At 34.2% G+C, this 13827-nt stretch carries 13 protein-coding genes; 3 read left to right on the plus strand and 10 right to left on the minus strand.

Annotated elements, in window-relative coordinates; genetic code table 11:
- Positions 1-3 precede the first annotated feature (3 nt).
- Entirely contained in the window at positions 4-2109 is a 2106-nt protein-coding gene (locus tag LKE46_RS13930; RefSeq protein WP_291723543.1) for an anaerobic ribonucleoside triphosphate reductase, read from the minus strand.
- Positions 2110-2258: 149 nt separating this feature from the next.
- Here LKE46_RS13930 and LKE46_RS13935 point away from each other — a divergent pair, with 149 nt between their 5' ends.
- Together LKE46_RS13935 and thiT are read left to right on the plus strand one after the other, a co-directional pair.
- Positions 2259-2450 carry a hypothetical protein gene (locus tag LKE46_RS13935; RefSeq protein WP_291723546.1) on the plus strand — a complete coding sequence of 64 codons (192 nt, stop codon included), beginning with the start codon at positions 2259-2261 and terminating at the stop codon, positions 2448-2450.
- 54 nt (positions 2451-2504) lie between these two features.
- Positions 2505-3146: an energy-coupled thiamine transporter ThiT gene (thiT, locus tag LKE46_RS13940; RefSeq protein ID WP_291723548.1), complete on the plus strand. Its 642-nt coding sequence runs from the start codon at positions 2505-2507 to the stop codon at positions 3144-3146.
- A 67-nt stretch (positions 3147-3213) separates the two neighbouring features.
- Here thiT and LKE46_RS13945 read toward each other — a convergent pair whose 3' ends face one another.
- The 8 genes from LKE46_RS13945 to LKE46_RS13980 form a co-directional block, all read right to left on the minus strand.
- Positions 3214-3405: a ferredoxin gene (locus LKE46_RS13945; RefSeq protein ID WP_291723551.1), complete on the minus strand. Its 192-nt coding sequence runs from the start codon at positions 3403-3405 to the stop codon at positions 3214-3216.
- Between the two features lie 85 nt (positions 3406-3490).
- On the minus strand, positions 3491-4342 hold the full coding sequence (locus LKE46_RS13950; protein ID WP_291723554.1) for an Mrp/NBP35 family ATP-binding protein: 852 nt from the start codon (positions 4340-4342) through the stop codon (positions 3491-3493).
- A 114-nt stretch (positions 4343-4456) separates the two neighbouring features.
- The gene (locus tag LKE46_RS13955) at positions 4457-5035 is read right to left on the minus strand and encodes a PsbP-related protein (RefSeq protein ID WP_291723557.1); all 579 of its coding nucleotides are present in this window, start codon (positions 5033-5035) and stop codon (positions 4457-4459) included.
- Positions 5026-6351, minus strand: coding sequence for a hypothetical protein (locus LKE46_RS13960; protein ID WP_291723560.1), 1326 nt, complete (start codon positions 6349-6351; stop codon positions 5026-5028). The genes LKE46_RS13955 and LKE46_RS13960 overlap by 10 nt, the downstream gene beginning before the upstream one ends.
- A gap of 90 nt (positions 6352-6441) precedes the next feature.
- Positions 6442-7278 carry a 16S rRNA (adenine(1518)-N(6)/adenine(1519)-N(6))-dimethyltransferase RsmA gene (gene rsmA / locus LKE46_RS13965; protein WP_291723563.1) on the minus strand — a complete coding sequence of 279 codons (837 nt, stop codon included), beginning with the start codon at positions 7276-7278 and terminating at the stop codon, positions 6442-6444.
- Between the two features lies 1 nt (position 7279).
- A complete protein-coding gene (rnmV, locus tag LKE46_RS13970) occupies positions 7280-7828 on the minus strand; it encodes a ribonuclease M5 (protein ID WP_291723566.1) in 549 nt (182 codons plus the stop codon).
- Positions 7829-7889: 61 nt separating this feature from the next.
- Positions 7890-8930 carry a 3D domain-containing protein gene (locus LKE46_RS13975; protein WP_291723569.1) on the minus strand — a complete coding sequence of 347 codons (1041 nt, stop codon included), beginning with the start codon at positions 8928-8930 and terminating at the stop codon, positions 7890-7892.
- Between the two features lie 272 nt (positions 8931-9202).
- Positions 9203-9979: a TatD family hydrolase gene (locus LKE46_RS13980; protein ID WP_291723572.1), complete on the minus strand. Its 777-nt coding sequence runs from the start codon at positions 9977-9979 to the stop codon at positions 9203-9205.
- Between the two features lie 187 nt (positions 9980-10166).
- On the opposite strand from LKE46_RS13980, the gene LKE46_RS13985 reads away from it, so the two are divergent.
- A complete protein-coding gene (locus tag LKE46_RS13985) occupies positions 10167-11798 on the plus strand; it encodes an NAD-dependent malic enzyme (protein WP_291723575.1) in 1632 nt (543 codons plus the stop codon).
- A 48-nt stretch (positions 11799-11846) separates the two neighbouring features.
- Here the strand turns inward: LKE46_RS13985 and metG are convergent, their stop codons facing one another.
- Complete coding sequence (gene metG, locus LKE46_RS13990) at positions 11847-13781, minus strand: methionine--tRNA ligase (RefSeq protein ID WP_434735198.1); 1935 nt, start codon at positions 13779-13781, stop codon at positions 11847-11849.
- Between the last annotated feature and the right edge of the window lie 46 nt (positions 13782-13827).

Below are 13827 nucleotides of genomic sequence, written 5' to 3' on the forward strand. Positions count from 1 at the left end.
ATATTAAAAATAAACTCTTTTTCCTGTAGCCTGTGATATCCTGTCTTTTCTCTCAGCCACTTTTCCTTCTCCAAATCTCTCATCCAGAGAAAGATATCCTGTAACTCTGGATATGCCTTGAATATTAGTGCTCCCACATTTAGGACAGATACTTTCATCATGCATATAGGTTCCACAGTCCCTGCAGTATCTTATGTGAAAATTTATACCTATATAGCTTATGTTGGTTTTAGTATAAGCATAATTTATTATATCATAAACTACATCTTCCGACGGATAGTCATCAATTTCTATATAACTTATATGTCCTCCATTACATAATTTATGATATGGAGCTTCAATATCAATTTTGTCCTTTATTGATATAGGAAAGTTTACAGGTATATGATAGGAATTAGTATAATAGTCTTTATCTGTAACCCCTTTAATCTCACCAAATATCTTTTTATCTTTGACTATGAATTTGCCGCTCAATCCTTCTGCCGGAGTAGCATAACAGCTCCAATTGAGATGAGTTTCATCTGTAAGTTTGTCCGTATAATTCCTGATATAATTTACAATTTTCAGCCCGAGTTTTCTTGCTTCTTCACTTTCTCCATGATGTTTCCCCGTAAGTGCTGTAAGAGCTTCCGCAAGCCCGATAAATCCTATTGCCCATGTTCCCTGCTTTAATATAGGTTCTATTGAATCCTCCTCTTTTAGATTCTCAGCACCTTTCATAAGTTTCTGTCCTGCAACGAAAGGAAGATCTTTTACCCTCAATTTCTTCAGGGTACCGTACCTGTGCATCAATGATTCTCTAGATAAATTCAGTCTATCATCTAAAAGCTTGAAGAATTTATCCAAATTTCCCTTGGATATGATAGCTATTCTTGGAAGATTAATTGTTGTTGGAGCTATATTTCCTCTTCCCTTGGGACCCGGCTCACCATTTACATTGGAACATACATAGGTTCTGCATCCCATAGTCGATGGAATTACACCCTTATCATAATAAAATTTATTGAAATCAGCATCCATATTCATAAAAGTAGGATTCATTCTTTTTGCTGCCACTCTGCAGGCAATTCTGAATAAATAATAATAAGGATCTCCTTCTTTTTTGTTCACGCCATCTTTCACTCTAAATATTATATTGGGAAATATAGGCTGCTCACCTTGTCCAAGTCCCTTTTCATATTCGGTGAGAAATACCTCACATATAAGTGCTGAATCCTTGGTTCTAGGTACGCCTAAATTAATGGAACTAAATGGTACCTGGGAACCCGCCCTGGAGTGCATGGTATTTAAATTGTAAATTATTCCCTGCATAGCCTGTTCTATACTTCTTCTAAGCTTTTTCTCTGATATTTCAGTTATCCTGCTTTCTTTTATGCCAAGTTCTCTTAAATCTTTTACTATTTCCTGCCTGGTAGGTTCTATAAAAATAGACATATCATTGTCAAAATCAGGATGAGATTGTCCTCCAAACATGTCATTTTGCGATGATTGAAGCAATATGCATGAGAGTTCAGCTGCTGATTCTATTCTCTTTGGATGTCTAATATATCCATATCCGGTATTAAAGCCATTTAAAAGCACTTCTCTTGTAGGTATATGCAGGCAATTGACACTTAAATTATAAGAATCAAGATCATGATAATATACATCTCCGTTTTCATGGGCTTTTGCCAGATATTTGGGCATCTTAGCCAGATTATGCCACTTGTTTGATTCACTTGCTATTCTTAGAAGTTTGGAACTATAATTATTTCCCACATTTGCATTATCTCTATCCGTCTCTATTCCTATTTTATCAATAGCCTTCATAAGATCTGACTTTATTTCCCTTATATTGTTTCTGTCTCTTCTATAATTGGAATAAGCAAATCCTATTTCAGTATATTTCCGTTTCATAAGAACTTCTTCAACTATATTCTGTATATCTTCAACATTTATTTCCTCCAAATTCAAATTTTCTATATATTTTATAACCTCCTGAGTCAGATCTATAAATTCACTCTCTTTTAAATCATAACCTATCTCGTCAGAAGCTCCCTTTATTGCGTTAGTTATTTTAATAGAATTAAACTCTACTTTTCTTCCATCTCTTTTTACAACATGTAGCATATACAATTCCTCCTAAGCACTATATATTGTGTAACAATGTAATTATACTACTTTATATAGAATAATTAAATATATATTTGACAGAATAATATTATACTACACTATTTGATCAATTAAAAATCATATCTTACTTAGGGAGGATGAAAACAATGAAGGGACAGATAATAGATACAACTTCTACAGAAGCTGTGATAGCTCTTGCAGATGGAACAATATTAAACATTGCAATGTCACAATTGCCCTATAATTCCAGGACAGGTGATAAAATAAATATAGAACCATTTCAAACTAAGATGACAGGAAAAAGTTTTATAAATGTATCAACACCTCCTATTTGTTGATGTACCTACATTTATGTATTATAATTATAACGATGCAAGGAGGTATTTTTTATTATGTCATTACTAAAAAATCTTACAGAGATAAGTTCTCATCCAAGTTCCATATTTGCACTTATAGCTTTAATCGCATTTATTTTATTTATTGCCAGAATTAAAAAAATACATTTTACAACCCAGCTCATAACTCAAATAGGTATTGCCTTAGCTCTAGCTACTATACTTAAGGTATTTAGAATATACCATTTTCCCCAGGGAGGAAGTATAACTCTCGGAAGTATGGTTCCAATACTGCTCATGGCATTTTTATATGGACCTGAAGTAGGTTTCCTAACTGGATTTTTATATGGAATCATAACCTTGATTCTGGATCCATACATACTTCAACCTGTACAAGTTCTATTTGATTATCCACTCCCTTTCATGGCACTTGGCATCACCGGTTATTTCAGAAGTCATAAACTACTTGGTACGGCTTCCGCCATATTTATGAGGTTTATATGTCATTTTATATCTGGGATTTTATTTTTCGGGAGCTTTGCCCCAAAGGGGATGTCCCCTGTAATCTATTCACTATCGTTAAATGGAAGCTTTATGCTTATAGAAGGAATCATATGCATAGTTATAATGGCTGCTCTTCCTCTCCAGCATCTTGAATCCATTTTAAAGAAAGATACTCTCAACAATTCTATTAAATAGTAAATTTAAAAGGGACTGCTGCATAATTTCGATTGCAGTATATCCCTTTTAAATTTACTCTATAAAATTACTCTTCTATGGATATGGCATTCACAGGGCAACCATCTCTTGCATCTTCAGCTGAGTCCTCTGAAGTATCTGGTACTTCACTTACCAAAGTACCGGCCTTCCCGTCATCCTCCATTGTAAATACTTCCGGACACTCACTTGGACACATGCCGCAACCTATACAGGTATCCTTATCTACTATTGCTATCATGAATATTCACCACTTTCCTAATAAAATTAACAATATAATTATTTGTCAATCTTATCAGGAATATACATATATTCACAAAGTAATTCTATAGCTTTAATCTTGACATGAAATTATCAACTAACGTATTATAATCTGGAGATTTGGATATGTACTCCTCAACTTTTCCATCCTCCATTTTATCTACAAGTTCCAAATCCATTGGTATTTCATCAAGAAGTGGCAGTCCGAGATATGCTGCTTGCTCATCTGCAGACTTTTTACTAAATAGTCTTATCTTTTCATTGCAATTTTTACATTTTACATAAGACATATTTTCTACTGCCCCAATTATATTTATATTCATCTTTTCCGCCATTATAACAACCTTCTTGACTATCATTGACACCATGTCCTGCGGAGTTGATACAATTACAATCCCTTCTAAAGGTATATCCTGCATTATAGTAAGTGCCACATCTCCTGTTCCCGGCGGCATATCTATCAAAAGATAATCCAGGTCACCCCATTCAGTATCGGAATACATCTGTGTTAGTACCCCTGTAATTACAGGACCTCTCCATATAACCGGCTGTTCTTCTTTTTCTGTTAAGAGATTCAGCGACATAACTTCAATTCCCAAAGGTGTATTTACAGTAGAAAACTTTACATCCTGACTGTTATTTATGGCAGTTATCTTTGCTCTATCTTTATTTATTCCAAAAAATCTCGGCATGGACGGTCCTGTTATATCTCCATCCAGAACACCTACCTTATATCCTTTATATGTCAGCTTTATTGCAAGTGATCCTGTAATAGTTGACTTGCCAACTCCACCTTTTCCACTCATTATTCCTATTATATGTTTGATATGTCCAAATTTGGTGACTAGCTTGGAACATTTATTTTTATTATCTACATTGCAATTTGAATTACCTGGACAATCACTGCAGTTACTCATTTTCTACTACTTCCTTTCATGAATATTATAATCTCAAAATCCTAATCAACATTATAACACATTACTTAATAAAAAAAATTCCCTTTCAATAATAAACTTGAAAGGAAGCGAGTATCAATTGTACTTTAAAGTTTCCACTATAGTTTTAAATATGTTTGACATATTTTCTTTAAAATCATTCTCTTTTACAAAGAAAGAAAATCTGCAAAATTCATTGCCATTTTCTATAAAGTATTCTTCACCTATATAACTGTCACCAACCGGTTTTGTAATGTTATATTTAAGTAAATACCCTCTTTTCCCATCTAAATCTATGTCCTTTAGGGAATAGTACTTATATAAATTCTGCTTGTCAGATATAATCTTGCTATTTTTTAAAAATGTCTTTAAATCTCCTTTAAATGTCCATACCTGAAAAAATCCACTTATCTTGCCATCATTACTTCTGAAATCACTATGACATAATATTTCATTCCCTGATATATCCTGCTTTTTAACCTGCCACTTGGATGGGAACTTATATTTTATCCTGCCATTCAACTCCGTATACTCCGATAAAGAATTTGTATCGTTTTTAATTAAAGATGTAAACTTGCCACTAAAGCTCTTTGTAAATCCTAGAACCAAAACCACAATTCCCATTAAGATTATTGCAGTGCCTAATTTTTTCCTACTTATTGTTATTATCTGCATATGCTGTTGTCTTTTACAGGAATATCAACAGTTCCTGTTCTAAAATCATAAAACATAAGCCAGTATCCTAACTTACTTTTATTTTTCTGCGGAATCCATGTTACAAAGCCAGATCTACCTCCATAAGGCTGTTCTTCTTTATCTTTTGTACCTGGTATTCCGTAAACTATATATTTTACATTGCCATTTTTATCATATTTATATCCAAGCAGGAAATGGCAGTAATTTTCTATATAATTATAATAGGAGGTCATAGGATAATATACAAATGTGTATTTATTATAATTGGTCATATCACGCATATTCTCTATAGAAGCAGCAGGAATCCTATACCATCTACATCTTTTTAATTCCCTGCTTATATTGGAAGTTTCTTTAAATCCCTCTACCAGAGATTCAAAGAAATCATCTTTAGATTCATTTTTATATTTCCTATAATCTTTCTGAAATTCTGCAGATGAATTATCTATATATATTTCCTGATCTTCTTCTCTATCGTTATCATCTATCTCCTCATCTTCTATGTTTTCATCAATGTGTAAATTTTTAATTCTTTTCAATTTTTCCTTATCTTCATTTTCTACAAAATCAGATATTTTATTTGTAAGCTGCTCAGACTTTTGTTTTTGATTATCATTATTATCTTCTTTTTTAACTTTCTGGTTCTCCTTCTGTTTAACTGGTTTGCTTTTCTTTTCCGCATCCTTTGTATTATCCGATTGAGATTTACTTTTATCCTCTTTATCCTTGTTCTTTTTTGCTTCTATATTTTCTTCATATTTATCAAATATACTTTTATTCTCAGGATTCTTGCCCTTTTTATTGTCATTTTTGTCCTTATTGGATTGATCTGAATCAGATTTTGACTTGCTCTTAGCTTCAGCATTATTTTTTATAATAGCAAATGATTTCCATTCAGGGACTTCCATGCTTGCAAAACCACTCATTACAGATATTACATTATTGTCCAAAATTCTTACAACTGCCGCCCCAGATACTCTATCTATAGCTATACCACTATTGGATATATTACTTATAGGATATTCATAACTTATATCTGCTCTCCCATAATCATCTATGTTCATTTCACCGATATTGATTATTTTTTTCGTATCTTTTTTATTGCATATAAGTATCATGTAGTACGGGGTTTTATCTTTTTTTAAATTCTGTACATAATAGGATATTTTACATTTATCACTTTTGGTCTCCAATTTGGCATATCCCGAGGCTATTTTATCAGAAGCTAAAGAGTATCCCTTTTCGTCTTCCTGCAATATTATAAAGTATCTACTATAACTCTTTTTTTGTGCCAATTTTTCCATACCTCCATATATTTTATTCATTATAATATATGAGGCAATCTTCAAAAAGTGAACAATTACTTTTTATTTATATAAATTTAATTATAATAACTCGTATATACAATCAGATAATTTCCCGAATTCTTCGAGAGAAAGTGTTTCACCTCTACGCCTTTGATCAATACCTGAAATTTTAAACACGGATTCCATATCCATTTTGGGAATTTTTATCGGCTTCAAGGCATTCCATAAGGTTTTCCGCCTCATATTAAAAGACAGCCTTACTACTTTAAAAAATAACTCCCTATCCCTTACTTTTATCCTTGGCTCATGGAGTTTTTTTAATTTTATTACAATAGAATCAACCTTTGGAACTGGAATAAAAGAATGTGGGCTTACCTTTCTAATAATATGTACATCACAGTAATACTGTACCAAAACAGATATTGCTCCATATTGCTTACAATTTGGTTCTGCCGCTATCCTCTCTCCAACTTCTTTTTGAATCATCACTATCATGGAATCAAATTCAATATTATCATTTAAAATTCTTGATATAATAGGTGTAGTAATATAATATGGGAGATTTGCTACAAATTTTACACTGTCATAACCCTTTGTCAATTGTGAAAAATCTACTTTTAAAGCATCTCCATGTATCAATTCAAGATTTGAAAAATCCTTTAGTTCTTCTTCCAGAATGGGAATCAAATTTGAATCCAACTCTATTGCACATACTCTATTTGCCATTTTTAACAGCCTATTTGTAAGTGTACCAACTCCCGGTCCTATTTCTACAACCAGATCTTTATCGGATACTTCTGAATTGGCCAGTATATCATCCAGCACTGAATTATCCACCAAAAAATTTTGACCCAAACTCTTTGAGAATCTAAACCCATGCTTACTTACAATATCTTTCGCAGAAAATTCCTTCATATCATATCTCCCCACATTTGTTTATCTTGTTTATAGCTCTTCTAAATTCATCCTTTGTGATTCCATAATTATTCAATCTCTTTAAAAATTGAGAAGTATTAGCATATCCTATACCAAGTTCCTTGCCCAGTGCATCTCTCTTTTCCTTTGATTTTTTATTCCCCGTAAGTCCGAAAAAAATCATATCATCCATGTTAAATTCATTTCTCTTCTCTTTTTCTTCACATCTGGCATTTTTAAGTGCCGTTCTTATAATCTCAGGCGAGGCATTTTCAACACCTATATCCCCATTTTTTGTACCATCTTTTTGTGATATGTATGCGTGTTTTATATTTTTTACTCTCTTTGAAATAATTCTTCTGATTTTTTCACCTGCAAAATCAGGGTCTGTAAACACTATTACTCCCTGTCTCTTCTGCGCCTCTCTTATCTTATCAATCACCCGGCTGTTTATCCCAAAACCGCCTACTGCTATCAATTCAGCATCCACCGCTCTCTTTACAGCAATTACATCATCCCTGCCCTCAACTACTATGACTTCCTTAATCATATAAAATCAACCCTCCACAAATCCTTAAAATTAAAATGAAAAAAATAGGAGCAAAAAGCTCCTACTCGGCGACATATACATTGACCCACTTTACTCCCCAGTTAGTTGCCTCACAACTGGAATTAAAGAACAAGTCTATCCTATTCCCCTTGATTGCACCACCTGTATCCTCCGCTATGGCATATCCATATCCATCTACATAGAGTTTTGTACCAAGTGGTATCACTCTAGGATCAACCGCCACCGAACTACTATAATCACTTCTTCTTGCCAGAGTACCTGTAGCCGTTATGCCAAATCCTGAATCTCCAGGTCTTTTGCCTGTACTGGCATAATCTGCAGTATATGCAGTAGCCCTCATTTTCAATAATCTGACATTGGAAAAATTCCCGCCCCTCGAAAGACTATGATTTGGTATCGCTCCTATAGCAACAACCTTTTGCACCGGCTGCCTTTTAACTATCTGCCTTATTATCCTTCTTGAGGTCTCCTTTCCATTTTCATATATAACTCTAGTTACAGTCTCTTTTTCACCATTTTGTCCTTTTTGCAGAACTTTCTTACTTCCATTCTGCATACTTTCATCATTTTTAAAAATTGTATCATATTTTATAGGTCCAGTTTCTTTTATGTCCTTACATTCCACCCTAGTCACAACTACATTCAGCCCATTTTTCAACTTAGCATCCCCACCTGGGGAAATTCTATCAAGATTATTTAATTTGATTTTCTCTGACTTCAACATATCAAATACATTATCTTCAGCAGAATTCACTGTAAGTTCCTTTCCATCAACATGAATGCCTATTTTGACAGCCCTCTTAATGGATAACTTTCCATTATCATAGATTCTACTATTCAGACTGGGTGTTACCTTGTCCTTGGGTCCTACTTTAATTTTATTATCATCCAATACTTTGGAATAAGTATTACTAAATGTAGTTATCTTTCTATTACTACCGTCTATTGAAATTACTACTGTTTTTCTCATATTAAAAACCACTGCAATCAAGATTACTACCAATACAATTATAACAACTGATGCTGTTCTAGGACCATTGGAAAAATATTTGTCTAAGTATGGCTTCAACTTTTTCACCATAAAAAATACCTCCTCTGGGTAGAGCGATGCACAAAATTATAAACTTAAAGTTTATTTGTGTCAAATGATCACTCAATTTTAACTGCTAAAATGCATACTATGCATAAAATAATAAGATAATTATTTATGAGTCCAAGATTATTTATCACATAGCAGACAACCCATGGATATTCAACAGGTGAAAACTAGCATAGCCTATAAAATCATTCTATTATAAAACTATGCTTAAAGTTAATATTTAATTACTAAAACAAATTTCTTATCATTTTACACTATTTTCTTAGATTAAGCAAGTTTTTGATATTTGAAATAGTTATATCGCTTAATTTTCTACTGTCCACATTCTTTATATACCCTATTCTTTTTATAATAAACTCTATATACTCAGATCTATTTCTTTTTCCTCTAAATGGAACAGGCGCCATATATGGGCAGTCCGTTTCTACAAGTATTCTATCCAGCGGAACTTCTCTTGCCACTTCCACTATCTTTTTTGCATTTTTGAAGGTGACAACACCTGTAAATCCTATGTAATATCCGAGTTTAAGACATTCTCTGGCAAATTCAACACTCCCGGAAAAGCAGTGTATCTCCCCTCTTACGTCCTTGAAACTTTTTATTATTTCCAAAGTATCTCCATGAGCTTCCCTGTCATGTATAATTACAGGAAGCTTCAATTCTCTTGCAATTTCCATCTGCCTTATAAAAGCTTTCTTCTGTGCATCTGCAGGAGGATTCTCTTTATAGTAATAATCAAGTCCGATTTCTCCAATTGCTCTAACCCTGGGATTTTTAGCCAGGCTTACAACTTCCTTAGAAACATCCTCTGAAAATTTATCTGAAAATTCAGGATGTATTCCAACTGCAGCATAAAAAATATCATACTTGTCGGCAAGTTCTACTGAATGTCTTGCTCCCTCTATGGATGAGCCGCAATTTAATACCCCTATAACTCCATTTTGTGAAAGTTCTTTTATAAGCTTTTCCCTGTCCATGTCAAATTGCTCATCATCATAATGCGCATGGGCGTCAAATACATTAAACTCCATGTTAAGTTTCTCCTTTTCACAACAATTATTCAATAATATAAGTACCATTATAACTTAATATGGTTTGAATTTCATTGATAAAATAGTATACTTGTTTATATACTTTAAGCAGGTTTCTTGAATTTAATAAAAAATTATTATATGCAGTATCAATTTAAAATATAAAATAAAGGAGTGTTTTTTACAAATGACCAGTCTAGAAGGCCAGGCACTATTGAGAAATCCATTTTTAAACAAGGGAACTGCCTTTACAAAGGAAGAAAGAATTAAATATGAACTTACAGGACTTATACCAAATACGTTCAGAACAATAGATGAGCAGGAAAAAGCGGCCTATGAGAGATCCAAGAATTTCGATGATAATCTCGAAAAACATATTTATCTGATGAACATATATGATACAAACAGAACATTGTTCTACTACCTAGTTGGAAAGCACATCACTGAATTTCTGCCAATAATCTATACTCCCACTATAGGTGATGCAGTGATAAGTTATTCCAGAAATTACAGTACCCCCAAGGATGCAGTATTTCTCTCCGCAGATCATCCTGAAGATATAAAAAAATCTATTTCAGCATCACTAAAAGATCTGGATGAAATAAAATTGATTGTGGTAACAGATGGCGAAGGGGTTCTTGGAATAGGTGACTGGGGCATACAAGGTGTAGACATATCAGTTGGAAAGCTTGCAGTTTATACTGTTGCTGCAGGTATCAATCCTCGAAATGTCCTTCCTGTAGTGATAGATGCAGGAACCAACAACGAAAAACTTTTGAATGATCCAATGTATGTTGGAACACGCCATAAAAGAATTACGGGAGAAAAATATTATAACTTTATAGATGAATTCGTAAAGGCATGTACCGAACTTTTCCCTGAGGTTCTCATACACTGGGAAGATTTTGGCCGTAGAAATGCCAGAAAAATACTTGAAAAATACAGATCAAGGATATGTACCTTCAATGACGATATTCAAGGTACCGGGGTAATGATGGTGTCAGCTATGAATGCAATAGCTAAAGTTACCAACATACCCGTGAAGGACCATAAAATATTGGTATTTGGGGGCGGTACGGCTGGTGTAGGCGTATCCGATCAGATATTTATCGAGAAAGTCCGGGTCGGCTTGTCAGAAGAAGAAGCCAAAAAGCATTTTTACCTTGTAGATCGTCAGGGATTGCTGACTGAAGATATGGATGACCTTACAGAAGGACAGAAAAAATATGCAAGGGCAAAGGGTGAATTCAAAGATGCATTGACTGATCTGGCTGAAATAATTAAAGCAGTCAAACCTACTGTACTTATCGGAACTTCGGGAGTACATGGAGCATTTACAGAACAGGTCGTAAAAGCTATGGCCGAAATAAATGAAAGGCCTGCCATTATGCCTATTTCAAATCCTACAAAACTCTGTGAAGCAACTGCCGAGGATATGATAAAATGGAGTAATGGCAGGGCATTGGTAGTTACAGGCAGTCCATCCGATCCTGTAAAATTTAATGGAGTTACTTATACAATAGGTCAGGCCAACAATGCACTACTTTATCCAGGACTTGGTCTTGGAATAATAGTTGCAAAATCAAAGGTAGTCACAGATGGTATGCTGTCTGCTGCCGCACATGGCATAGCTTCTCTTCAGGACCTTTCCAAACCGGGTTCGCCTATTCTGCCTCCTGTAGAGAAACTCAGGGAAGCTTCCAAGCTTGTTGCAATTGCTGTTGTAGAGGAAGCCGTTAAACAAGGTATAAATTGCAATCCTATAACTGATGCCAGGGAAGCTGTAGAAAAAGAAATCTGGGAAGCTGTGTACAGATAGAATTAATTTTAATACATATAAAAAAGGATTCATCGCTGAATCCTTTTTTTATCTTACAACACTTCCCGTATTCAGTTCTCCCGATATAGTAGCAGTAAACAATTTGCTCTCATCATCAGATGCAGCTGAAAGTATCATTCCCTGTGAAATCTCACCTTTCAGCTTGATAGGTTTCAAATTTGCAACCACTATTACAAATTTGCCTACAAGATCCTGCGGCTTATAATATTTTGCAATTCCAGACACTATCTGCCTTTCTTCACCACCCAAATCAACCTTGAATTTAAGGAGTTTGTTTGAACCCTTTATCGAATCACATTTGATGACTTTGGCTACTCTTAAATCCAACTTGTCAAAATCATCTATACTTATTTCATCTTTTATGGGAGTTATATTGACATTCCTGGATGTTTTTTGCTGTTCCTTCAATCTGTTTAGTTCTTCTATCTTTTCATCTACATCTATCCTAGGAAACAGCGGATTCCCTCTATTTATCCTGTTTCCGGATTTTGTTCCTCCAAAATGGCCTATGCTATCCCACGATACAGCTTCTATATTCAGTTGTTTATTTATCTTTTTACTCGTATCCGGCAGGAATGAAGAAATACAGACAGAAATTATTCTTATGCTTTCTACTAGATTATAGAGCACTGTTCCAAGTCTTTTTTTCTTGCTCTCATCTCTTGCCAGTATCCACGGCATAGTTTCATCAATATATTTATTTGATCGCCCTATAAGTTCCCATATACTGTCCAGGGCTTCTGGTATCCTAAGTAAATTCATGCTGTTTTCCACTCTCTTCGGAACTTTTATTGCCAGATCCTTGAGTTTCTTATCTACAGGATCTTCTTCAAAAGCTTCCGGTATTACACCCTGAAAATACTTATCTATCATGGCACATGTCCTGGAAAGCAGATTTCCAAGATCATTGGCAAGATCAGAATTTATTTTGTTTATGAATATTTCATTGTTGAATAATCCATCGGCTCCAAATGGTATTTCCCTGAGAAGGTAATATCGTACGGGATCAGTTCCAAAATTATTTACCAGAATTACAGGATCTACTACATTTCCTTTGGATTTTGACATTTTACCGCCATCTACCAAAAGCCAGCCATGCCCGAATACCTGTTTTGGAATTGGCAATTCAAGTGCCATAAGCATTATAGGCCAGTATATAGTATGAAATCTAAGTATATCTTTTCCAACCAGATGTAAATCTGCCGGCCAGTATTTTTTAAATTTTTCCGTATTACTGCTTCCATATCCAAGTGCAGTTATATAGTTTGCAAGTGCATCTATCCATACATATACAACATGCTTATCATCAAAAGTTACTGGAATCCCCCAATCAAATGAAGTTCTTGATACGCACAGGTCCTGAAGTCCCGGCTTTAAAAAATTATTTATCATTTCATTCTTTCTTGATTCAGGCTGTATAAATTCAGGATGTTCTTCAATATATTTTATAAGTTTTGGTGCATATTTTGACATCTTAAAAAAATACGCTTCCTCCTTTGCCTTTTCCACAGGTCTCCCGCAGTCCGGACAATTTCCATCAATCAGCTGAGTCTCGGTCCAGAAAGACTCACAGGGAGTACAATACCAGCCTTCATACTCACTTTTATATATATCCCCCTGATCATATAATTTTTTGAATATTTTTTGAACTGCTTCAACATGATAATCATCAGTAGTCCTTATAAACTTATCATAACTTATATTCATCATTTTCCAGAGTTCTTTTATTCCATCTACTATTTCATCTACATATTCTTTTGGAGTGACACCTTTAGCTTCTGCCAGTCTCTGAATTTTCTGTCCATGCTCATCAGTTCCGGTTAAGAGCATAACATCATATCCTGTCAGCCTCTTGAATCTTGCAAGCGCGTCTGCTGCTACTGTTGTATAGGTGTTCCCTATATGAAGCTTTGCTGATGGATAGTAAATTGGTGTTGTAATATAATAAGTTTTTTTCTTCATTTTATTCTTCCTTTCCATTGAATACTGTTAAAATTAAAAAATGCCT

The organism is Clostridium sp., assembly GCF_022482905.1.
GTDB lineage: Bacteria > Bacillota > Clostridia > Clostridiales > Clostridiaceae > Clostridium_B.

What these genes read in the sequence shown, in the direction of transcription:
- rsmA (WP_291723563.1), bottom strand. Translation starts at nt 7,278, where the DNA reads ATGAAGGAATTTTCTGCGAAAGATATTGTAAGTAAGCATGGGTTTAGA.
- LKE46_RS13950 (WP_291723554.1), bottom strand. Translation starts at nt 4,342, where the DNA reads ATGAGTAACTGCAGTGATTGTCCAGGTAATTCAAATTGCAATGTAGAT.
- LKE46_RS13945 (WP_291723551.1), bottom strand. Translation starts at nt 3,405, where the DNA reads ATGATAGCAATAGTAGATAAGGATACCTGTATAGGTTGCGGCATGTGT.
- thiT (WP_291723548.1), top strand. Translation starts at nt 2,505, where the DNA reads ATGTCATTACTAAAAAATCTTACAGAGATAAGTTCTCATCCAAGTTCC.
- LKE46_RS13975 (WP_291723569.1), bottom strand. Translation starts at nt 8,930, where the DNA reads ATGGTGAAAAAGTTGAAGCCATACTTAGACAAATATTTTTCCAATGGT.
- LKE46_RS13930 (WP_291723543.1), bottom strand. Translation starts at nt 2,109, where the DNA reads ATGCTACATGTTGTAAAAAGAGATGGAAGAAAAGTAGAGTTTAATTCT.
- LKE46_RS13985 (WP_291723575.1), top strand. Translation starts at nt 10,167, where the DNA reads ATGACCAGTCTAGAAGGCCAGGCACTATTGAGAAATCCATTTTTAAAC.
- LKE46_RS13955 (WP_291723557.1), bottom strand. Translation starts at nt 5,035, where the DNA reads ATGCAGATAATAACAATAAGTAGGAAAAAATTAGGCACTGCAATAATC.
- metG (WP_434735198.1), bottom strand. Translation starts at nt 13,781, where the DNA reads ATGAAGAAAAAAACTTATTATATTACAACACCAATTTACTATCCATCA.
- LKE46_RS13980 (WP_291723572.1), bottom strand. Translation starts at nt 9,979, where the DNA reads ATGGAGTTTAATGTATTTGACGCCCATGCGCATTATGATGATGAGCAA.
- LKE46_RS13935 (WP_291723546.1), top strand. Translation starts at nt 2,259, where the DNA reads ATGAAGGGACAGATAATAGATACAACTTCTACAGAAGCTGTGATAGCT.
- rnmV (WP_291723566.1), bottom strand. Translation starts at nt 7,828, where the DNA reads ATGATTAAGGAAGTCATAGTAGTTGAGGGCAGGGATGATGTAATTGCT.